This is a genomic window from Meridianimarinicoccus marinus (assembly GCF_040689105.1).
Classification (GTDB): domain Bacteria; phylum Pseudomonadota; class Alphaproteobacteria; order Rhodobacterales; family Rhodobacteraceae; genus Meridianimarinicoccus; species Meridianimarinicoccus marinus.
On sequence record NZ_JBFBVU010000008.1, the window covers coordinates 140,024 to 161,741 of the forward strand.

Consider the following 21,718-nt stretch of genomic DNA (forward strand, 5'->3'; position numbering starts at 1 on the left):
TCTGGGAAACTGTCATGTCGCGTCCTGAGTTGTCCATTGCTCCCCCGCCCTCTGAAGGTCTTGGTGCCGCTGCCGCGCAGGTCGCCAGGGGGCTGGCCCGTCCCTCGCTGGCGCCGATCCGTCTGGCCGCCATTGCTGCCGGGGTCGAAGGGCTGGTGCTGTCGGTCACCTTCTGGTTCGTGCAATACGCTGCCACCCCGGGGACGCAGTTCCATCCCGGCATGGCCGGTCTGGCCGGGATCGGCATGGCGATGCTGGCACTCGGTCTGACGGCGGCTTTTGGCGGCTTTGCCCTGCGGGTGATGGTCAACGCGCGGCGCAGCCTGCCGCGTACCCTGCCGGGATACCTGCTCGCCTTGGTGGCGATGGGTGTGGCGGGGCTGGGCCATATCCTGCCCGGCGGGGTGTTCTGGGCCGGGCTGACCGCTTTTGGGGTGGTGCTGGTGCCGCTTCGGTATTGTCTGTCTCTGGCGGCCGACTGGGCCGTGGCCAGCGGGCTGACGGCGCGGCGTGCGGTGCTGGCGGGAGGCGGCCCCGAGGCCGAGCGGCTGGTGCGCGGCCTGTCCGAGAAAACCGGCAACGAAGTGCGCATTTGCGGGATTTTCGATGACCGGACCGGCAAACGCGCGCCGGACGTGGTTCTGGATGTGCCCAAGATCGGCAGTTTCGACGATCTGGTGCAGTTCTGCCGGATGGCCGAGATTGACCTGATCATCCTGTGCCTGCCGCCCACGGCGGAAGAACGGATCGCGCAATTGCTGGAAAAATTCCGGGTGCTGCCGGTGCCCGTGCATCTGAGCGCCTTCAGTCAGGATTTCAGCTTCGCCGATGCCCCCGATGGCACCGCGCTGCTGCCAGCGACCTTCCGGGCCGAGCGGCGTCTGGCCAAGCGCGTGTTCGACCTGACCCTCGGGGCGTCGATGCTGGTGTGCCTTGCGCCGGTGATGCTGGCCGTGGCGGTGGCGATCCGACTGGACAGTCGCGGCCCGATCTTCTTCCGGCAACAGCGGCATGGCTTCAACGACAGCCTGATCCGGGTCTGGAAATTCCGCACCATGTATGCCGATCAATGCGATGCGCGTGGCAGCCGGATCGTCACCCGCGGCGACCCGCGGGTGACGCGCGTGGGCCGGATCCTGCGCAAGACCTCGCTGGATGAGCTGCCGCAACTGTTCAACGTGCTGGAGGGATCGCTGTCGCTGGTCGGGCCGCGCCCGCATGCGGTGGATGCCCGCTCCAGCCGGCAAGAACGCTTTGCCCAGATCGTGCAGGGCTATTCCGCGCGCCACCGGCTGCCGCCGGGGATCACCGGCTGGGCGCAGATCCACGGCTGGCGCGGCGAGGTCGATGACCCCGAAAGCCTGCGCCACCGGTTTGCCCATGACCTGTTCTATATCGAGAACTGGTCGCTCTGGCTGGACCTCGCCATTCTTTTGCGCACACCGCTGAGTTTGCTGGACACACGGCGCGCGTATTGAACCGTCCAGTGCCTTCGGGGGTTGGCCTGCCCGCCTGCCCGCCGTAGTCTTCGCTCAAGGGCCGACGGGGATCGGCCCGCTGAACAACCGGGAGATTCTTGAATGAACATGTTCACACGCGCGACCGCGGCCGCGCTGACTCTGGCCGTTTCCACCGGTCTGTCCGCTCCAGTGGCGCAGGCCGAAGAAGGCAGCTACATCCTTGCCACCGCCTCGACCGGCGGCACCTATTATCCGGTCGGCGTGGCACTGGCGACGCTGGTGAAGGTAAAGCTGCAGCCGACCGAAGGGATCGGCATGTCGGCCATCAACTCGGCCGGCTCGGGCGAGAACGTGCGCCTGCTGCGCGAAAACGAGGCCCAGTTCGGCATTCTTCAGGGTCTCTACGGCCATTATGCCGCCACCGGTACCGGTCCGCTGGAAAGCTCGGGCGTGCAGGAAAACCTGCGCTCCGTCACCATGCTGTGGCAGAACGTGGAACACTTCGTGCTGGCCAGCGACAAGGCCGAGACCGGAACCGTCGCCGATATGGTGGCGCTGAAGGGCGACTCGATGGCGCTTGGCACCCAGAACTCGGGCACCATCGGGTCCAACGCGGCGCTGATGGCCGGGCTCGGGGTGGACATCTACACCGATTACGAACTGGTTCATGCGGGCTATGGCCCCTCGGCCGAAGCACTGCAGAACGGCCAGGTTTCGGGCATCAGCACCCCCGCCGGTGTGCCGGTGGGCGCGGTCAGCAAGCTGCTGGCCTCGGCGGGTGACAAGGTCACGCTGCTGAACTTCACCCCCGAACAACGCGCCGCTGCCGATGCCGGGCGTGAGTTGTGGACCGAATACCTGATCCCCGCCGGCACCTATCCGGGTCAGGCCGAGGATGTGACCACCATCGCGCAGCCCAACTTTCTGGCGACCAACGCCGATGTTCCGGAAGAAAACATCTACCTGATCACCAAGGCGATCTACGAGAACCTCGCGTTCCTGCAGGCGATCCATCCGGCGACCAAGGCGATGGCCCTCGAAAAGGCGATCTCGGGTCTGCCGCTGCCGCTGCACCCCGGTGCCGCGCGGTACTATCAGGAAGCCGGGGTCGAGATCCCCGAGCGCCTGATCGCCAAGTAAGATGGACTTGAAAACCCTGGGTCAGCATGTGCTGACCGCCTTTTGCGCCACCGTAGCGGTGGCGCATCTTTACCTCGCGGTATTCCCCGTCGTGTCGGAGCTTGAGCGGAACGCCTGGCATTTCGCCTGCTTTGCCTTCCTTGCCGCGCTGCTGACCCCGATGACCAAGGGCAGCCGGCGCACGCCGACAGGCCAGGCCATCGACGCGGTGTTCGGGGCCGTCGTGGCCATTGCCGCGGTGCACCTGAGCTTTGCGGAAAACGCCATCTACGCGCGGGGCGTCAAGCTGGCGCCGGTGGACTGGGCCGCAGCTTGCATCTGTATCCTTGGGGCGATCGAACTGACCCGTCGGTTGACCGGCTGGATCATTCCCTCGCTGATCATCCTGTCCATCACCTATGTGACGGTCTGGGGCAGTTGGGTCGGCGGCGTGTTCAGCTTCTCGGGGCTGAGCTGGGAGACCGTGATCTTCCGCTCGATCTATGGCGACGACGCGATGTTCGGGTCCATCGCACGAATCTCGTCAACTTATGTCTTTCTCTTCATCATCTTCGGGGCCTTCCTGTTGCGTTCAGGCGCGGGCGATTTCGTGATTGCCCTGGCGCGCGCAGTGGCGGGCCGCTGGGTGGGCGGACCCGGCATCGTGGCGGTGATCGCCAGCGGGCTGACCGGCACCATCTCGGGCTCGGCCGTGGCCAACACCGCCTCGACCGGGGTCATTACCATCCCGCTGATGCAACGGGCGGGCTTCAAATCCACCTTCGCGGGCGGGGTCGAAGCCGCGGCCTCGACCGGCGGGCAGCTGATGCCGCCGATCATGGGGGCGGGGGCCTTCGTGATGGCAAGCTTCACCCAGATCCCCTACGAGAAGATCGTGGCGGTCGCCGCCCTTCCGGCGCTGCTGTATTTCCTGTCGGTCGCCTTCTTCGTGCGGATCGAAGCGCGGCGCACCAACCTGCCGCCGATCCCCTCGGACGGCGAGACTCTGGGATCGGCCTTCCGCAAGGGCGGCGCCAGCTTTGTCTTTCCCATCGCCCTGCTGATCGGAATGCTGGTCAGCGGCTTCACCCCCACCTACGCGGCGGTCTTCGGCATCGTCGCGGTAATCGTGTCCAGCTGGTTCACCCAGAACCGCATGGGCCCCGTCGCCATCATCGAGGCGCTGGCCCTGGGCACGCGCAACATGGTGATGACGGCGGTGCTGCTGTGTTCCGTGGGCCTTGTGGTCAACGTCATCGCCACGGCGGGTGTCGGCAATACCTTCAGCCTGATGATCGCCGAATGGGCCGGAGGTCACATTCTGGTGGCGATCCTTCTGGTGGCGCTGGCCAGCCTGATCCTGGGCATGGGGCTGCCGGTGACGGCGGCCTATATCGTGCTGGCCACCCTGTCGGCCCCGGCCTTGGCCGGAATGATCGCCGACCGGGCCGTCATCGACGCGCTGGTGCAAGGGGCGCTGGATCCCGCGGCGCAAGCCGTGTTGATGCTGGCCGCGCCTGAGCGGATGGCCGAATTTGCCGCCCCGATGTCGCTTGAGGCGGCCCGCGAACTGGTCGGCAACCTGCCGCTGGAAGTGGCCGGTCCGCTGCGCGATCTGACCGTCCCGCCCGAGGTGACGCTGGCGGCCTTGCTGTCGGCACATATGATCATCTTCTGGCTCAGTCAGGACAGCAACGTCACGCCGCCGGTGGCGCTGGCCGCCTTCACGGCGGCGGCGATTGCCAAGGCGCCGGCCATGGCCACGGGCGTGGCCAGCTGGAAACTGGCCAAGGGGCTTTACATCGTGCCGGTTCTGTTCGCCTATACCCCGCTTCTGTCGGGGGATTGGGGGGCGGCACTGTGGGTGTTCGGCTTTGCGGTGCTGGGCATCTATGCGCTGGCCGCCGGGATGCAGGGCTGCATGGAGGCGAAGGTCGGCCCCGTGGTGCGCGGACTGCTCTTGGTGGCGGGCGTGGCCTGCGTCTGGCCGGGTGCCACGATGATCCAGATGGCCGGGGCCGTGGCGGTGATCGGGCTTCTGGTCATGAACGTGCGTGGCATGCGGGCGGCCGCCGCTGCCTGATCCATCTCCGCGCCCGGCCATTGCGGCCGGGCGCGGAGAGCCTTCAGACCCGCTGTTCCGACAGGTGCGTCAGCACCAGCCTGCGGGCAAAGGCCAGCAGGAACATCACCGTCAGCCCCAGCACGATGGTCGGCGCCGGTGCGCTGTCGAGGAAGAACGACACATAGGTGCCACCAAGGGCCGCGATCAGGGTCACCACGACCGAGATCCACAGCATATGCCCGAACCGCTTGGTGAGCAGGAAGGCGATGGCACCGGGTGAGATCAGCAGCGCAATCGCCAGAATGATCCCCACCGAGGACAGGGTCGCGACGATGGTCAGCGACAGGATTGACAGCAACCCGTAATGCAGCCATTTCACCGGCAAACCGCTGGCCTGCGCCTGTGCCGGATCGAAGGCATGCAACAGCAGATCCTTCCATTTGCCCAGCAGGATCAGCGCCACAAACGCCGAGATCAGCCCGGCGGTCCACAGATCCTGCGCGCCGACCCCAAGCATGTTGCCAAACAGGATATGGTCAAGGTGCTGGTCGGTCTCGATGCTGGTGAACAGGATCAACCCCAGCCCGAACATGCCCGAGAACACCACCCCCATCACCGTGTCCTGCTTGATCCGGCTGTTGGTGTCCAGAAACCCGGTCAGCAGGGCGCAGATCATGCCAGCGACAAAGGCGCCGATGATCAGGGGAATGCCGGCGACATAGGCCAGCACCACCCCCGGCAGCACCGCGTGGCTGACCGCATCGCCCATCAGTGACCAGCCCTTGAGCACCAGGAAATTGGACAGCAGCGCCGTCGGGATCGAGATGATCGCAGCGATCCAGAACGCGTTCTGCATGAAGGGAAACTGGAAGGGTTGCAGCAGGGTGTCGATCATTCCGCAGGCTCCACCCGTTGCGCGGCGGCCGGCGGGGCCGGGGTCGGCTTCAGCGCGGCGGCGGCCTTGCGGCGCGCGGCCAGCATGCCGTGCTTGGGCGCAACGAAGAACGTGATCAGGAAGATCAGGGTTTGCAGCACCACGATGATGCCGCCGGTGGCGCCGTCCAGAAAATAGCTGGCATAGGCGCCCAGAAAGCTGGTGGAGGCCCCGATGGCCACCGACAATACAATCAGCCGCGGAAAGCGGTCAGTCAGCAGATAGGCGGTGGCGCCCGGCGTGACCACCAGCGCGATGACCAGAAACGCGCCCACCGTCTGCATTGCCGCCACAGTGCAGGCCGACAACAGGGTGAAAAACACCACCTTCAGCAGCCCCGGCCGCAGCCCGATCGACCGCGCGTGGCTTTCATCGAAGAACACCACCATCAGGTCTTTCCACTTGGCCAGCAGCACGGTCAGCGAAACCCCGGCAATCAGAACCAGTTGCAGCGTGTCCCCGGGGGTGATGGCCAGGATATTGCCCAGCGTGATGGTCTGGATGCTGACCGACATCGGCGAGAGCGAGACCATGAACAGCCCCAGCCCGAAGAACGAGGTGAAGATCAGCCCGATCACCGCGTCCTCTTTCAGGCCCGAGCGCTGGTTCAGAAACAGCATCGCCCCGGCCGCCAGCCCGCCCGACAGGAAAGCCCCAAGGGCGAAGGGCAGGCCCAGCATATAGGCGCCCGCGACGCCGGGCACGATGGAATGGCTCAGCGCGTCTCCGATCAGCGACCAGCCCTTCAGCATCAGATAGGCCGACAGGAAGGCGCAGACCCCGCCCACCAGCGCCGAGACCCACATGGCATTGGTCATGTAACCATAGCTGAAGGGCTCCCACAGCAGGCTCATCGCGGACCGGCTCCGTCGTCGTCGTCATAGAAGACCAGCGGGCGCTCATCGTCGGTGATGACGTTCAGGCGGCGCGGATCGTCGTCGTCGTGCAGGTCGGCGCCCTCCAGCGTGAAGTGGCGCAGCACGCCGCCAAAGGCCAGTTCCAGCTTTTCGCGGGTGAACACATCCTCGGTGCGGCCATAGCCCAGCACGGTGCCCTTCACGAGGATGGTGCGGTCGCAGAACTCGGGCACCGAGCCAAGGTTGTGGGTCGAGACCAGCATCACCCGGCCTTCTGCGCGCAATTCGCGCAGCAGGGCGATGATCTGATCCTCGGTCTTCACATCGACGCCGGTGAAAGGTTCGTCCAGCAGGATCACCTGCCCCTGTTGCGCCAGCGCGCGGGCCAGGAAGACGCGCTTGCGCTGGCCGCCCGACAGCTCGCCGATCTGGCGCTGGCGGAATTCGCGCATGTTGACCCGGCCCAGGGCGGCATCCACTGCCGCGTGGTCGGCCTTCGACGGACGCCGCAGAAACCCCATGTGGCCATAGCGGCCCATCATCACCACGTCCTCGACCAGCACCGGGAAGGACCAGTCGACCTCCTCGGCCTGCGGCACATAGGCGACAAGGTTGCGGCGCAGCGCCTGCCGGACGCTCATGCCCAGCACCTCGATGGTGCCGGCGGCGGCGGGCACGAAGCCCATCAGCGCCTTGAACAGGGTGGATTTGCCCGCGCCGTTGATGCCCACAAGCGCGGCGATGGTGCCGGTGGGGATCTCGAAACTGGCATTGCGCAGGGCGGTGTGGCCATTGCGATAGGTCACCGTCACGTCGCGGGCGCAGATGCCGCTGGACAGTGCGGGTTCCGTCTGGGCGAGCGTTTCCGCAAGGCTCATGTGCCGCCCCCGGTCAGCCCGTTCACCACGGTTTGAGAGGTGACGCGCAGCAGGTCCAGATAGGTCGGCACCGGGCCATCGGCTTTCGACAGGCTGTCCACATACAGCACCCCGCCATAGGCCGCGCCGGTTTCCCGCGCCACCTGCTTGGCGGGCGCATCCGAGACGGTGCTTTCGCAGAACACCGCCGGGATCGCGTTGTCGCGCACCCCGTCGATGACCTTGCGCACCTGTTGCGGCGTTCCTGTCTGATCGGCGTTCATGGGCCAGAGATAGAGCTCGTTCAGGCCAAAGTCCCGCGCCAGATAGCTGAACGCGCCTTCGCAGGTCACCAGCCAGCGCTTGTCCTCGGGGATCTCGGCGACGCGGGCGCGCAGCGGCGCCAGCGTTTCAGTAATCTGTGCCTTGTAACGTTCCGCATTGGCGGCATAGGTGTCGGCGTTGCCGGGGTCGTGGGTCGCAAAGGCTGCCGCGATATTGTCGATGTATATCAGCGCGTTGTCGACGCCCATCCAGGCATGGGGATTGGACTTGCCGGCATAGGAGCCCTCGGCGATCGGGATCGGGTCAATGCCATCGGTCAGCGTGGCCGAGGGCACATCGCCGAGGTTCGACAGGAATTGCTCGAACCACAGTTCCAGGTTCAGCCCGTTCCACAGGATCAGGTCGGCATCCTGCGCCCGCACGATGTCGCGCGGGGTCGGGGCGTAGCCATGAATCTCGGCGCCGGGTTTGGTGATCGACACCACCTCGGCGGCATCCCCGGCGACGTTCTGGGCCATATCGGCCAGCACGGTGAAGGTTGTCACCGCCTTGAACTTGTCATCGGCCTGCAGCGGCACGGCCAGACAACACAGCACCAAAGCCTTGGACATCAGACGCAAACGGTTCACGGGGGCAACCTCTTGTTGGGGGTGATGGCCGCACTATATGCAAGCCGTTCGCAACTGGCAATGCAATTGCGAATTAGTCTCAAGTTAATCCGCTTCCGGTCGCCGCCTAGTATTTCGCTGAAATTGCTGCTTACCTTGGCGCGACACCTGTGGAAGGGATCAGATGCACCGGACAGAGATCGACAACGGGCCATCGAGGGTCGGGGGCTCCTCATTGGGCCACGGCGTCTGACATGACCGGGCTGGCCTTTGCGACCCACGGCCTGACCAAGGTCTATGGAGAAGGCCGCGCGGCGGTGCATGCCCTGCGCGGGGTCGATCTGGAAATTCCGCAGGGCGAGATCGTGGTGCTGCTGGGACCGTCGGGGTCGGGAAAATCCACGCTGCTGAACATCATCGGCGGGCTGGACCGGGCCACAGACGGAACTGCGTATTTCCGTGACCAGAACCTGTCCGAGATGAGCGATGCGGCGCTGACCCGCTATCGCCGTGAACATGTCGGTTTCGTGTTCCAGTTCTACAACCTGATGCCCAGCCTGACGGCCCATGAAAACGTCGAGCTTGTGACCGAAATCGCCGCCGATCCGATGGACCCGGACGAGGCGCTGCGGCTGGTCGGGCTGGACAAGCGCAGCGATCATTTCCCGGCGCAACTGTCGGGGGGTGAGCAGCAGCGCGTGGCCATCGCCCGCGCCATCGCCAAACAGCCCGAGGTTCTGTTCTGTGACGAGCCGACCGGCGCGCTGGACAGCGAAACCGGCCGCGCGGTGTTGCAGGTGTTGCACGACGTGAACGCGCGGCTTGGCTCCACGGTGCTAATGGTGACGCATAACGCCAGCACCGCGGCCATGGCCGACCGGGTCATCCATTTTTCCGACGGCAGCATTCGCGAGGTGGTGCGCAACACCGCCAAGCTGGCGCCGTCTGAGATCGTCTGGTGAGCCCGCTGGATCACAAGCTGCTGCGCGACCTGTGGCGCATCAAGGGGCAAGCGACGGCGATCGGCGCGGTGATTGCCATGGGCGTGATGATGCTGGTGATGATGACCGGGCTGACGGCCTCGCTGACCGAAACCCGTAACGCGTACTATGAACGTTACCGGCTGGCCGATGTCTTTGCGCCGGTCAGCCGCGCGCCGGAACACCTGGGCGCCCGGCTGGCCGAGATCCCTGGTGTGTCGGCGGTGCAGACCCGGGTGCAGGGCCGGGCGCTGATCGACCTGCCGGGCGGGGTGCTGCCGGTGCAGGCGCAGGCAGTGTCGCTGCCCGAACATCGCCGGCCGGCGCTGAACGATGTCTATCTGACCGATGGCCGGCTGCCGGCACCGGGACGGCCCGACGAGATCGTGCTGCTGCAAAGCTTCGCTGCGGCCCATGACCTGCGCCCGGGCGATCACCTGCGCGCCACCATGAACGGCGCGCGGCGCAGTTTCGACATCGTCGGTTTGGCGCAAAGCCCCGAATTTCTGTACACCACCGCACCGGGGGAACTGGTGCCCGATGACGCGCGCTTCGGCGTGATCTGGATGGGGCGGCGCGGGCTGGCCGCGGCCTATGACATGGACGGCGCCTTCAACGAGGCGCTTCTGGGGCTGGCGCGCGGGGCCAGTAAGGACGCGGTGATTGCCGCCGCCGACCGGCTGTTGAACCCCTATGGCGGGCTGGGCGCCTATCCGCTGGCCGACCAGACCTCGAACCGCTTTGTGACCGAGGAGATCGCGGGGCTTGAGGCCTCCTCGACCACGGTGCCGCCCATTTTTCTCGCGGTGGCGGCCTTCCTGCTGTACATCGTGGTCAGCCGGATCGTGCAGGCCGAACGGGGTCAGATCGGCCTGATGAAGGCCTTTGGTTATGGCAACGGCGAGGTCGGGCTGCACTATTTCAAGCTGATCCTTGCCATCGCCTCGGGCGGGGCGCTGGCCGGATGCCTGTTGGGCATCGGTGCGGGGCGCGCGATGATCGGGGTCTATTCGGCTTACTACAAGTTTCCCTTCCTTGTCTTCCAACTGGATCCGGCAGCCTTCGTCACCGGGGTGGCGATCAGCATCCTTGCGGCCTCGGGCGGCGGGCTGATGGTGCTGCGGCGGGTCTTTGCCCTGACCCCGGCCGAGGCGATGCGCCCCCCGGCGCCGCCGGATTTCAGCAGGGCCGGGCAGGTAGGTCGGGCGTTGGGGCGTATTCTGGACCAGCCGTCGCGCATGGTGCTGCGCCGGATCACCCGGCAGTTTGGACGCATGGCCGGCGCGACGCTGGGCATCGCCGCGGGCATGGCGCTGTCGGTGTCCATGATCACCATCATGGCCGGGTTCAATCGCACCATCGACCTGACGTTCTCGGTCACCGACCGCAGCGATGTGACGGTCACATTCACCCATCCGATCAGCGACAAGACGCTGCTGGAACTGGCGCGCCTGCCCGGTGTCGACCGAGTGGAGCCGCTGCGCCATGTCGGCGCTGTACTGCGCAACGGGCTGACCACCTATCGCGGTGGGCTGACCGGTCTGCCGGACACGACCGAGTTGTACCGCGCGCTGGACAAGGCTCAGGCCCCGATCGAGCCGCCCGACCATGGCGTGGTGCTGTCCCGTGCGCTGGCCGATGTGCTGGACATCGTGCCCGGCGATACCCTGCGGGTCGAGGTGCGTGAGGGCCGCCAGCCGCTGCTGGACCTGCCGGTGTCGGGCGTGGCCGAGACTCTGCTGGGCGCGCCGGCCTATATGAACATGGATGCGCTGAACCGGGCGCTTGGCGAACCCGGCCGCGTGTCGGGTGCCTATCTGGCCATCGACGAGACCCACGAGACCGCGATCTATGCCGCGCTGAAGGACATGCCCACCGTGGTCGGGGTCAGCCTGAAGTCGCAGGCCCGCGACGCGCTGATGGCGCAGATGAACACCGGCGCGGGCAGCATCCGCTATGTCATGGGCTCCATCGCCTTCGTCATCACCTTCGGCATCGTCTACAATGCCGCCCGCATTGCTCTGGCCGAGCGTGCGCGCGATCTGGCCTCGTTGCGGGTGATTGGCTTCACGCGGGGCGAGGCGGCTTTCGTGCTGCTGGGCGAACTGGCGGTCGTGACCGTGATGGCCCTGCCGTTGGGGGCGGTGATGGGATATTTCCTGTCCTTCGGGATCGCACGGGGCTTTTCCAATGATCTGTACCAGATTCCTGCGGTCTTCGATCCCGCCAGCTATGGTCAGGCGATGATCGTGGTGCTGCTGGCCGCCGTGGTCTCGGGCGGGCTGGTGAAACGCGATCTGGACCGGGCCGATCTGATCCAGGCGCTGAAAACACGGGAGTAGACAATGGCGAGGGCAAGAAAGAGATCGCGGTGGGTGCTGACGCTGATCACCGGCCTGCTGATCGCCGGGGCGCTGGCGGCGGCCTTCTGGCCCCGACCGGTGATGGTTGATCTCGACGCGGTGACGCGCGGGCCGATGATGGTGACCATCGACGAAGAGGGCCGCACCCGTGTCGCCGAAGCCTATATCGTCTCGACGCCGGTGGCCGGGCGGTTGCAGCGGGTGGAGGTAGATCCCGGCGACCCGGTGATCCGGGGCGAAACCGTGGTGGCGCATATGCTGCCCACCAACCCGGCGGCCCTGGACGTGCGCACACGCGAACAGGCGCTGGCGGCGGTGCAGGCTGCCGAGGCGGCCCTGCGGGTCGCCCGCGCCGATCTGAACGCCGCGCTGGCCAATCGCGATCTGGCCCAGGCCGAGCTGGAACGCGCCGAAACCCTGGCCGACCGGCAGTTCACCAGCCCGGCGGCGCTGGACCGCGCCCGGCAGGGGTACCGCGTGTCCGAAGCCCAGGTCGAAACCGCCGAGGCTGCGATCTCGATGCGGGAGGCCAATCTGGCCAATTCGCGGGCGCAGCTGATCGGGTTTGACGATCCGGGGCTGGCCACGGCCATCGGCAATCCGCGCAGCGACGACATTCCGCTCTATGCCCCTACAGATGGGCGCATCCTGCGCATCATGCAGCAAAGCGAAACCACCTTGCCGGCCGGCGCGCCAATCATGGAGATCGGCGACATCGAGGGCGCGCTGGAAGTGGTGGTGGAACTGATCTCGTCGGACGCGGTGCAGGTCGAAGTCGGCAATCAGGTCATCATCGAGGACTGGGGCGGCCCCACCGCGCTGCACGGCACGGTCTCCCGGATCGATCCTCTGGCCATCACCAAGTTTTCTGCATTGGGGGTCGAGGAACAGCGCGTCCCGGTGACCGTCGAATTGTCCGGCCCGGCCGACGAGCGCAAGGCGCTTGGGCACGGCTATCGCGTGGTGGCGCGGATCGTGGTCTGGAAACAGGAAGATGCCTTGCGCGTGCCGGCAAGCGCGCTGTTTCGCAGTGGCGGCGACTGGGCGGTGTTCCGGGCGCAGGACGGTACCGCCCGCGTGACCCCTGTCGAGATTGGCCGTAACAACGGTGTTCAGGCCGAGGTTCTGGCCGGGCTGGAGGCCGGGGATCTCGTCATCCTCTATCCCTCGACCGCGGTCACCGATGGTGCGGCCATCGCCCGCCGGGTGGTCAATTGACCATGGTGCGGGGTTGCCGATTGCCTGAGTCTTCGCCACAGGTGGAGCATCGTCTTGGTCCGTATCGCCCGGGCCGCAAGGAGCACCCATGGTTTCGATCCTGCTGATATTTCACTTCTGCATTGTTGTCGCTTTTACCGTTCGGATTCTGCTGCGCGACGACCTGTTCCCGCCGGCGCGTCTTGCATGGTTCGTGGTGCTGATCCTGGTGCCCTATTTCGGCAGCATCATCTATTTCCTGTTCGGCGAGATCGACATCGGCCATGAGGCCGACAAGCGTCACAAGCGAATCTTCGACCAGATCCGGGCCCGGGCTGCGGCCTATATGGGAACGTCCGAAGCAGCCGACGACCTGATCGATCCGCTGTACCACCCGGCGTTCCGCTACGCGGCCTCGATCAACGGCTTCCAGCCGGTCGCTGGCAATCGCGCCACGCTGATGGCCGATGCGGCGGCCACCAATGCCAGCCTGATCGCCGATATCGACGCCGCGACCGAGCAGGTGCATGTGCTCTATTACATCTGGCTGACCGACAAGACCGGCACCGAGGTCGCCGAAGCACTGATCCGCGCCGCGGGCCGGGGTGTGACCTGCCGGGCGATGGCTGACGGACTGGGCTCGCGCGCGATGATCAAGTCGCAGCTTTGGTCTCGCATGAAAGAGGCCGGCGTCCAGATGGCCGTGGCCCTGCCGCTGAACAATCTCCCGCGCACCCTGCTGACCAGCCGGGTCGATCTGCGCAACCATCGCAAGATCACCGTGATCGATGGCCGGATCACCTATTGCGGCAGCCGAAACTCGGCCGATCCCGAGTTTCTGGTGAAGGCAAAATACGCCCCCTGGGTGGATATCATGCTGCGGTTCGAAGGCCCGATCGTGACCCAGAACGAACTGCTGTTTCTCAGCGACTGGATTGCCACCACCGGCGAAGCGCTGGACAGTTTCCCGCTGAAAGCCAACGTCGGGCAGGAGGGCTTTCCGGCCCAGGTCATCGGCGATGGCCCGACCGAGCGCCGGGGCGCGACCCCGCAGTTGTTTTCCAGCCTGATCGCCTGCGCCCAGGACAGCCTGACCCTGTCCACGCCCTATTTCGTGCCCGACGCCACGGTGCTGGAAGCGATATGCGCTGCCGCCCATCGCGGGGTGAAGGTGACGCTGATCTTCCCCCGGCGCAATGACAGCTGGATCGTCGCCGCCGCCAGCCGCAGCTACTATCGCAAGCTTTTGACGGCGGGCTGCAGGATCTTCGAATACGAGGGCGGGCTGTTGCACGCCAAGACCCTGACGATGGATGGGCTGGTGACGCTAATCGGGTCGTCGAACCTGGATCTGCGCAGCTTCGATCTGAACTATGAAAACAACATCCTGCTGCAGGATCCGGAGGTCACGCAGGCCGTGTGCGACCGTCAGGCCAGCTATGTGGCCCAGTCCGAAACCGTGCATCTGGAGAAGGTCCGCGCCTGGCCGGTGCACATGCGGATCTGGAACAACGCCATTGCCACCATCGGTCCGGTGTTGTGAGCCGCGAACCGGCGGTCGGGGGAGGATTCGGACACTGACGCCCGTTTGACCCCGGCCATTGCCGGGTGACGGCGGATGTCTTTGCCGGATGTCGGCCAATCCGGCGCGCCTGTGCTCAAAAATGAACAGTTGTCAGGTGATTGTTGCGCACTAAGGAATTGTCCAAGTATCTGCATGCAGAGGAGGAGATTTCTGCATGACACAAGGACTGCATCGCGCACGGCCATTGCTGGACGAACAGGGCGTGGTGCTGGACTCCGTGCTGCAGCCCGAGATCTCGTCAAGCTGGCGGCGGTGCCTTGAGCAGGGCCTCGACCCGTGCGCGGACTCGACCGACTGCGTGCTGACCTTCGAAAATTTCCTGCTGCACAAGCAACGCTCCGAGCGGCCGCTGATGCTGGCCCGGCCCGAGATGGAGCTTCTGGCCAGCCAGATCGCCGGTCATGACTATCTGATCGCCTTCGGCGACACCGATGGCGTGGTGCTGGACGTGCTGACCGACACCCAGGCCGAAGGCACCCCCATGGCGCGCAGCATCATTCCCGGCTCGGTCTGGAACGAGGATCTGCGCGGCACCAATGCGCTCGGTCTGGTGGCCAAGCACGCCAGGCGCCTGAGCGTGTTGGGGCCAGAGCATTTCTTTGCCGCCAACGCCGCCATTTCCTGTATCGCCGCGCCGGTGTTCCGCAGCGATGGCAGCCTGGCGGGGGTGCTGGATGTCACCTCTCCGATAGGGGATCGCGAGCGGCATACGGCGACACTGGTGGGGCTGGCGGCACTGAACATCACGAACCGACTGTTCGTGGAAGACCACCGGAACGAGTTGATCCTGTATTGCCACCCGCGCGAGGAATACCTGACCACCCAAAGCGCCGGCCTGCTGGCCTTCGATCGTGACGGGCGTATGACCGGTGCCACCGCGGTGGCGCGCGACCTTCTTCCCGATATTGCGGGTCTCAGATCTCCTCATTTCAGTGATGTCTTTCAGGATGGCTACGCCCGGACTCTGGACAGCATCCAATCCGGTGATAACGCGCAGTTGCGGGATCGGCGCGGCTCCAGCGTCTTTGTCCGGATCCGGCTGACGCGCGGTCCCGTCATGGGCTTGCGCGCACCGGGGCCGCAACTGACGTTGGGCCTGCCCGCGCTTCAGATCGACCGGTCGGACGCCCCGGGACCCGCCGCGAAGCGGGGCACGGGCGATGATTACATGAAGAAACAGATCGAACTGTGCGCCGAAGCCGCCGAGGCCGGGCTGCCGGTGCGGATTTGCGGAAGGTCGGGCAACGGGCTCAGCGAGACCGCGCGGACCGTCCATGCGCATCTGCGCGGCAAGGACCGCTGCATCGAGATCGATTGCGCCATCGCCAAGGAAAGCCACCTGGATTTCTCGCTGCGCGGGCAGGTCGTGGGGGGCGATGGCCCGGCGTTCGGGCCGCTGCTGGAAACGCGGGGCAATGTGACCCTGATCCTGGACGGGATCGAGGCTCTGGGCGACCGGGCCCTGCCGGTGACCAAGCGGCTTCTGTGCCAGCTGGATCAGGTCTCGCGCGACAAACAGGCGCCCGGCAGCTGGACCCTTCTGGTGATCGAACGCTGTTCGGGCACTGATGCCTGCCAGCACGACCGCAGCGCCGTGGCTTTCGACGATTTCTGGGGCCACAGCTTCTGTGTTCCGCCGCTGAGCGAGCGCATGGATCTGGGCGCGGTGTCGCAAACCATCCTGTCTGAGTTCGCCCCCGACGCACGGCTTGCCGATGACGCCCTGCCGGTAGTGCGCCAGTTGGGCGATCATCTGACCTTCTATTCCTTGCGCCGGTTGCTGTTCCAACTCTCCCGACGCAAGAGCAATGGCCTGATCGGGGCCGACCGCGTACGCGAATTGCTGCCCTGGCTGGCTGGACAAGATCCGGTCTGCGAGGCCTGCCAGGGCCATTCCACCCGCGAAGCGAACTGCCGCCGCATCCGCAAGACCATGCGCGAATGCGACGGCAACGTCAGCCTTGCGGCCCGCCGTCTCGGCGTGTCGCGCAACACCGTCTACAAACACGCGGGCACGGCGAAATGACCCGCCGCGATCCTGCCTTCCGCATCACCGGACCACCGCCCGGCTGACGCTTTCGACCCCTGACCCATTCCCACGACCGCCCGAGCATCGTTTCGGGCGCCCGATCCCGGCTGCCCTGCGGTTGCCGGTCTCGACCAAGACTTCACGTCAACAGGAGGAAAACCGTGAAAACACTTCTCACCACTCTCGCCACCACCACGCTGCTTGCCGGCGGGGCTTATGCGCAAGGCGCCGAGGTGCCCGACAATCTTGAAAAGCTTTCGGGCTTCAAGACCACCGGAACCACCGAGTTCACTTTCATCGATCAGACCGGCCCCTTCGCGGACGGCATCAAGAAGACCCTTGAAAACATCGTGCTTCCCGATGGCTTCAAGATCGAGCTTTATGCCGTGGTGCCGGATGCGCGCCACATCGCCGTGGGCTCGCAGGGCATCGTGACCTTCGTTGGCACCCGCAAGGACAAGGTCTGGTCGGTGACCGACCGCAACAAGGATCGCGTCGCCGACGAGGTCAAGGATTTCGCCCCGTCGCTGACCTTCTCGATCCCCAACGGTCCGTGCATGTCGAAGGACGGCTTCCTGTACATCGCCGAACAGAACCGCGTGCTGCTGTTCCCCGCGGCCGAGTATTTCTATGAAAGCCCCGACGTGGCGGCCTTCAACCTGGTGGCCAAGGGCGACCTGATCCCGGTCGAGGAAGAAAGCTACAACCACACCGCGCGCGTCTGCAAGATCGGTCCCGACAACAAGATCTACATCTCGCTGGGGCAGCCGTTCAACGTGGCCCCGGCCGAGAAGCTGGAGACCTATGCCAAGCACGGCATCGGCGGCATGATCCGCATGAACCTGGATGGGTCCGAGCGCGAGGTCTACACCTACGGCATCCGCAATTCGGTCGGGCATGACTTCCACCCGGAAACCGGAGAACTGTGGTTCACCGACAACCAGGTGGACGGCATGGGCGACGACATCCCGCCGGGCGAGATCAACCGTCAGACCGAAGCGGGTCAGAACTTTGGCGCGCCCTGGTATGGCGGTGGCACCGTGCGCACCAATGAATATGCCGATGTCGAGCCGCCCGAGGGGATTGTGCATCCCGCCGTCGAGACCGTGGCCCATGCCGCGGATCTGGGCATGATGTTCTACACCGGCAAGATGTTCCCCGAGAAGTACAAGAACGCCATCTTCTCGGCGCAGCACGGGTCGTGGAACCGCACCACGCCGGTCGGCGCGCGGGTCATGGTGACCTTCATCGATGACGAGGGCAACGCCACCATCCAACCCTTCGCCGAAGGCTGGATCGACGAGAACGAGGAATACCTCGGACGTCCGGTGGATGTGGCCATGCTGCGCGACGGCTCGCTGCTGGTGTCGGACGACCTGGCCGGTGCGCTGTATCGCATCTCCTACGAGGGGTCCGAATGAAGACCGCAACACTCTTGATCCTGGGCGGAGTTTTCTCCGCCCAGGTCGCCCTGGCCGAGACCGCGGGCGACCGGGAAAACGGACGGACCGTGGCGCGTCAGTGCAAGACCTGTCACGGCATCGACGGGGTGGCCAAGCTGCCCATCGCGCCCAATATCGGCGGCGAGTCCCAGGAATATCTGGTGCGCCAGCTGACCGCCTTTCGCGATGGCGAACGCTATCACGAGATGATGTCGGTGGTGGCCTCGGGGCTGGACGATCAGTCGATTGCCGATGTGTCTGCCTGGTACGCCGGGCACACCGCCAGTGCCGGTCTGATGCAGGGGGTCGATGCCGGGGGCGCGCCCGAAGCCTGTGTCGGCTGTCACGGAGTCAACGGACTGGCGCAGATCGAAGACGCGCCCAACCTGGCCGGCGAAACGGTGATGTACATCGACACCCAACTGAAGGCGTTTCGCGTCGGCAAGCGGCAGCACGACATCATGTCCGCCGTGGCCGCCGAGTTGAGCGACGACGACATCCGCGCCGCCGCCGAGTGGTATTCGAAAGCCTTCTTTGCCGTAGAACCAGCAGAGTGATCGCAACGTGGAACGACGGGCGCGCCGGTCGATAGGTGCGCCAGAATCTCCCCAATGAACTTTGACACGCGGACCGGGCCGCCCTTTCCGGGCGGGCCGCCGTTTCCGTCAGCGCCGAAGATGCGCCGCCCACTGGTCTTTCCCGGTCTGGACCCCTAGCATCGCGCCAAAGCCCGCCCGCAACGACGGTGGCTTTGACCGGCGCAAGGCGCCTGCGTGGTTTCGCGGTATCGAGGGGGAGGGGCGTCATGGCGGACCGGTCATCGCCATTGCAACTGTTCTCCAACCAGACGTTCCGGATGCTCTGGATCGCAGCGCTGGCGTCGAACTTCGGCGGGCTGGTGCAAGCGGTCGGGGCGGCGTGGATGATGACCTCGCTGACCTCGTCGGAGAGCATGGTGGCGCTGGTGCAGGCCTCGGTCACGCTGCCGATCATGGTGTTTTCGCTGCTGGCGGGGGTGTTTGCCGACAATTTCGACCGCCGCCGCGTGATGCTGATCGCCCAAGGCTTCATGTTCGTGGTGTCGATCGTGCTGACGGTGATGGCCTATCAGGGGATGCTCACACCGTGGCTGTTGTTGTCCTTCACCTTCCTGATCGGCTGCGGCACGGCGCTGCACAACCCGTCGTGGCAGGCCTCGATGGGCGATATCGTCAGCCGCGAGGAATTGCCCTCGGCGGTGTCGCTGAACAGCATGGGCTTCAACCTGATGCGCAGTGTCGGACCGGCGGCGGGCGGGGCGATCATCGCGCTGGCCGGGGTGGCGGCGGCCTTTGCCGTCAATGCCTTGAGCTATATCGCGATCATCCTGGCGCTTCGCCGCTGGCGGTCCCCGGTGCGCGACACCCGCCTCCCGCGGGAACCGATGGGCACCGCCTTTCTGGCCGGGCTGCGCTATGTGGGGATGTCGCCGAACCTGCTGCGCGTCATCCTGCGCGGGTTTCTGTTCGGCCTGTCCGGTGTCGCCCTGCTGGCGCTGTTGCCGGTGGTGGTGCGCGAGACGTTGCAGGGCACGGCGTTTCTTTACGGCGTGATGCTGGGCTGTTTCGGGATCGGCGCCGTGGGCGGTGCGCTGATGAACAAGCGCCTGCGCGAGATCTTCCGCAACGAGCTTCTGGCGCGTGGGGCCTTCACCGGTTTCGGCCTCAGTTGTCTTGTGCTTGGTCTCAGCCCGCTGGTCCTGCTCAGCGGGGCCGCGCTTCTGCTGGCCGGGGCCTGCTGGGTGCTGGCCATGTCGATGTTCAATGTGACGATCCAGCTGTCGACCCCGCGTTGGGTCGTGGGCCGGGCGCTGGCGCTGTACCAGACCGGGGCTTTTGGCGGCATGGCAGGGGGAAGCTGGCTGTGGGGCGAGGTGGCCGAACGGGCCGGTCCGTCCGGCGCGCTGACCACCGCCGCCGTGCTGTTGTTGTGCAGCGCGCTGGTTGGCATCCGCCTGCCGCTGCCCAACATCGAAGGGCTGAACCTGGATCCGCTGAACCGCTTTCGCGAACCGGCCCTGCAACTGGATCTGAACTATCGCAGCGGGCCGGTGATGGTCATGGTGGACTACATCATCGACCAGGCCGATGTGCCCGAGTTCCTGACGATGATGAGCCGCCGCCGCCGCATCCGCATCCGCGACGGCGCCCAGAACTGGTCCATGTTGCGCGATCTGGAAAAACCCCATCACTGGAGTGAAAGCTACCATGTGCCCACCTGGGGCGAGTACGTGCGCCACAACGAACGCCGTACCCAAGCCGATGCCGAGGTGGCCGACCGCCTGCGCGCCCTGCATCGCGGCCCCAAGCCCGTCGTGCACCGGATGATCGAACGGCAGACCGTGCCGCTGCACGACGACATGCCCCTGAGGAAGACACGGCCGCCGGAAGGTTAAGGCCGGGGCGTCATTCCCCGGCCTCTGGTGCTTGCACATTGAGCGTCCCCTGCTGCGGCGCAGGCCATCAGAATTTCGGGCGTCCGAATTCCCAGTCGGGCTGTTGTTTCTTCATTTCGAAAATGTCATCGCGTTTGCGGATGCCGGTGTCCAGCCAGGCTTGGTACAGACGCGCCAGGGCCGCCCGGTCCAGCGTGACGCCCAGGCCCGGCCCGTCTGGCACGGCCAGCGATCCACGTTCGAACCGCAGGCGTCCGCCTTTGATCACCTCGTCGACCTGCCAGGGATAATGCGTGGCGCAGTCATAGGTCAGGTTCGGGGTGGCGGCGGCCAAGCTGATGCCGAGGTGCGAGTTGGAATGCATCGACAGGCCGACGCCCCAGATCACGCAGATCCGGGCCAGATCGCGGCTGGCTTTCAGGCCGCCCCAGTAATGGTGATCCGACAGCACCACGCGGAAGGCATCCTGCGCCAAGTTCGGCGGCAGATGCGAGGCCTGGATCACATACATGTTGGTAGCCAGCGAAAGTTCGGTCGCGGCCTCAACCCGGGCGTTGCCCTCGATCCCGACGGTGGGAACTTTCAGATACTGGATCAGACCCTCCAGTTGCGGCAGCAGGCCCAGCGTATCGAGAGCGTGAACATAGCTGTCCTTGTCCATCTCGTCGTCGATCCGGTTCTGGTATTCCTTGGGCTTTTCGTAATCCAGGAAGGGGCGCAGCAGGCCGCGTTCGGCGCAGGTCCTGTTGGAAATCGCCAACGACACTTCAAGATTGCCGGCGCCGTGGCCATGGACTTCGCAGGACATGTGGAAGCTTTCGGCCATGTTGGAGATTTTCATCGACGGGGTGATGCCGACGACGTCCCAGACCCCGGTGCGCACCAGGTCCCAGGCTCCGTTCCGGACCCATTCGGCGCGGGTCCAGTGCTCGCCGGTCATGGATTCCAGGCCGAGGATATTCAGTTTCGAGCCCTTGGTCAGCCACTGGTAGGAGGACATCGAAGCTTCCTCCATGCACTCTTCGATCCAGGCGAAGTCCAATTCGGCCAGCTTGTCGGCCAGCCACATGGATTCGGTGCGCGAATAGAAGTGATGCGGGTCCAGCATCAGCGGCATGTCGGGGCCCACGGCCTCGCGCACCGCGGCGCAAGCGGCATAGTCCTTGCGCACATCCGGCGCGCCCGGCACCGGCGGCATCCAGCCGTGCAGTTTTACCGCCTTGTAGCCGCGCTCGTTGACCAGCCAGTCGGCATAGAGGGCGTAATCTGCGGGCGTGGCCAGACCGTTTTCCAGATCGTCACCGCACATGGTCGACCCAATGGCGAGGAACTTCGAGCGGTAGCCACTCAGCAGCCGCCGGGCCGGCGGCCTTGCCTTTCAGATCCCACAACGCAAGGTCAACGGCACAGAGCAGCCGATCGATCCGGCGGGGGGGGGGGGGGGGGGGGGGGGGGGGGGGGGGGGGGGGGGGGGGGGGGGGGGGGGGGGGGGGGGGGGGGGGG

At 65.6% G+C, this 21,718-nt stretch carries 16 protein-coding genes; 11 read left to right on the forward strand and 5 right to left on the reverse strand.

The genetic code is table 11. The annotated features are described in order from the left end of the window. Positions 1 to 14: 14 nt before the first annotated feature. The 3 genes from AB0T83_RS08750 to AB0T83_RS08760 all read left to right on the forward strand — a co-directional run bounded on the left by AB0T83_RS08750 (position 15) and on the right by AB0T83_RS08760 (position 4,662). A complete protein-coding gene (locus tag AB0T83_RS08750) occupies positions 15 to 1,478 on the forward strand; it encodes an exopolysaccharide biosynthesis polyprenyl glycosylphosphotransferase (RefSeq protein ID WP_366192648.1) in 1,464 nt (487 codons plus the stop codon). 102 nt (positions 1,479 to 1,580) lie between these two features. Then, a complete protein-coding gene (locus AB0T83_RS08755; protein WP_366192649.1) occupies positions 1,581 to 2,600 on the forward strand; it encodes a TAXI family TRAP transporter solute-binding subunit in 1,020 nt (339 codons plus the stop codon). A gap of 1 nt (position 2,601) precedes the next feature. Further along, entirely contained in the window at positions 2,602 to 4,662 is a 2,061-nt protein-coding gene (locus AB0T83_RS08760) for a TRAP transporter permease (protein WP_366192650.1), read from the forward strand. A 43-nt stretch (positions 4,663 to 4,705) separates the two neighbouring features. Here the strand turns inward: AB0T83_RS08760 and AB0T83_RS08765 are convergent, their stop codons facing one another. The 4 genes from AB0T83_RS08765 to AB0T83_RS08780 are packed head-to-tail and all read right to left on the reverse strand — an operon-like array spanning position 4,706 to position 8,188. Beyond that, complete coding sequence (locus AB0T83_RS08765; protein WP_366192651.1) at positions 4,706 to 5,539, reverse strand: metal ABC transporter permease; 834 nt, start codon at positions 5,537 to 5,539, stop codon at positions 4,706 to 4,708. Then, positions 5,536 to 6,432 carry a metal ABC transporter permease gene (locus tag AB0T83_RS08770; protein WP_366192652.1) on the reverse strand — a complete coding sequence of 299 codons (897 nt, stop codon included), beginning with the start codon at positions 6,430 to 6,432 and terminating at the stop codon, positions 5,536 to 5,538. The genes AB0T83_RS08765 and AB0T83_RS08770 overlap by 4 nt, the downstream gene beginning before the upstream one ends. After that, positions 6,429 to 7,313, reverse strand: coding sequence for a manganese/iron ABC transporter ATP-binding protein (locus AB0T83_RS08775; RefSeq protein ID WP_366192653.1), 885 nt, complete (start codon positions 7,311 to 7,313; stop codon positions 6,429 to 6,431). The genes AB0T83_RS08770 and AB0T83_RS08775 overlap by 4 nt, the downstream gene beginning before the upstream one ends. Beyond that, positions 7,310 to 8,188 carry a metal ABC transporter substrate-binding protein gene (locus AB0T83_RS08780; protein ID WP_366192667.1) on the reverse strand — a complete coding sequence of 293 codons (879 nt, stop codon included), beginning with the start codon at positions 8,186 to 8,188 and terminating at the stop codon, positions 7,310 to 7,312. The genes AB0T83_RS08775 and AB0T83_RS08780 overlap by 4 nt, the downstream gene beginning before the upstream one ends. A gap of 251 nt (positions 8,189 to 8,439) precedes the next feature. Here AB0T83_RS08780 and AB0T83_RS08785 point away from each other — a divergent pair, with 251 nt between their 5' ends. The 8 genes from AB0T83_RS08785 (at position 8,440) to AB0T83_RS08820 (ending at position 20,215) form a co-directional block, all read left to right on the forward strand. Then, entirely contained in the window at positions 8,440 to 9,147 is a 708-nt protein-coding gene (locus AB0T83_RS08785; RefSeq protein WP_366192654.1) for an ABC transporter ATP-binding protein, read from the forward strand. Next, complete coding sequence (locus AB0T83_RS08790) at positions 9,144 to 11,507, forward strand: ABC transporter permease (protein WP_366192655.1); 2,364 nt, start codon at positions 9,144 to 9,146, stop codon at positions 11,505 to 11,507. Before AB0T83_RS08785 ends, AB0T83_RS08790 begins: the two co-directional genes overlap by 4 nt. Before the next feature lie 33 nt (positions 11,508 to 11,540). Then, positions 11,541 to 12,746 carry an efflux RND transporter periplasmic adaptor subunit gene (locus tag AB0T83_RS08795; RefSeq protein ID WP_366192656.1) on the forward strand — a complete coding sequence of 402 codons (1,206 nt, stop codon included), beginning with the start codon at positions 11,541 to 11,543 and terminating at the stop codon, positions 12,744 to 12,746. Between the two features lie 88 nt (positions 12,747 to 12,834). After that, complete coding sequence (gene cls, locus AB0T83_RS08800) at positions 12,835 to 14,268, forward strand: cardiolipin synthase (RefSeq protein WP_366192657.1); 1,434 nt, start codon at positions 12,835 to 12,837, stop codon at positions 14,266 to 14,268. A gap of 196 nt (positions 14,269 to 14,464) precedes the next feature. Beyond that, on the forward strand, positions 14,465 to 16,336 hold the full coding sequence (locus AB0T83_RS08805; RefSeq protein WP_366192658.1) for a sigma-54-dependent Fis family transcriptional regulator: 1,872 nt from the start codon (positions 14,465 to 14,467) through the stop codon (positions 16,334 to 16,336). 164 nt (positions 16,337 to 16,500) lie between these two features. Then, positions 16,501 to 17,760, forward strand: coding sequence for a PQQ-dependent sugar dehydrogenase (locus AB0T83_RS08810; protein ID WP_366192659.1), 1,260 nt, complete (start codon positions 16,501 to 16,503; stop codon positions 17,758 to 17,760). Then, positions 17,757 to 18,338, forward strand: coding sequence for a c-type cytochrome (locus AB0T83_RS08815; RefSeq protein ID WP_366192660.1), 582 nt, complete (start codon positions 17,757 to 17,759; stop codon positions 18,336 to 18,338). Before AB0T83_RS08810 ends, AB0T83_RS08815 begins: the two co-directional genes overlap by 4 nt. A 248-nt stretch (positions 18,339 to 18,586) precedes the next feature. Continuing rightward, positions 18,587 to 20,215, forward strand: coding sequence for an MFS transporter (locus tag AB0T83_RS08820; protein ID WP_366192661.1), 1,629 nt, complete (start codon positions 18,587 to 18,589; stop codon positions 20,213 to 20,215). A gap of 67 nt (positions 20,216 to 20,282) precedes the next feature. Here AB0T83_RS08820 and AB0T83_RS08825 read toward each other — a convergent pair whose 3' ends face one another. Then, the gene (locus tag AB0T83_RS08825; RefSeq protein ID WP_366192662.1) at positions 20,283 to 21,524 is read right to left on the reverse strand and encodes an enolase C-terminal domain-like protein; all 1,242 of its coding nucleotides are present in this window, start codon (positions 21,522 to 21,524) and stop codon (positions 20,283 to 20,285) included. Between the last annotated feature and the right edge of the window lie 194 nt (positions 21,525 to 21,718).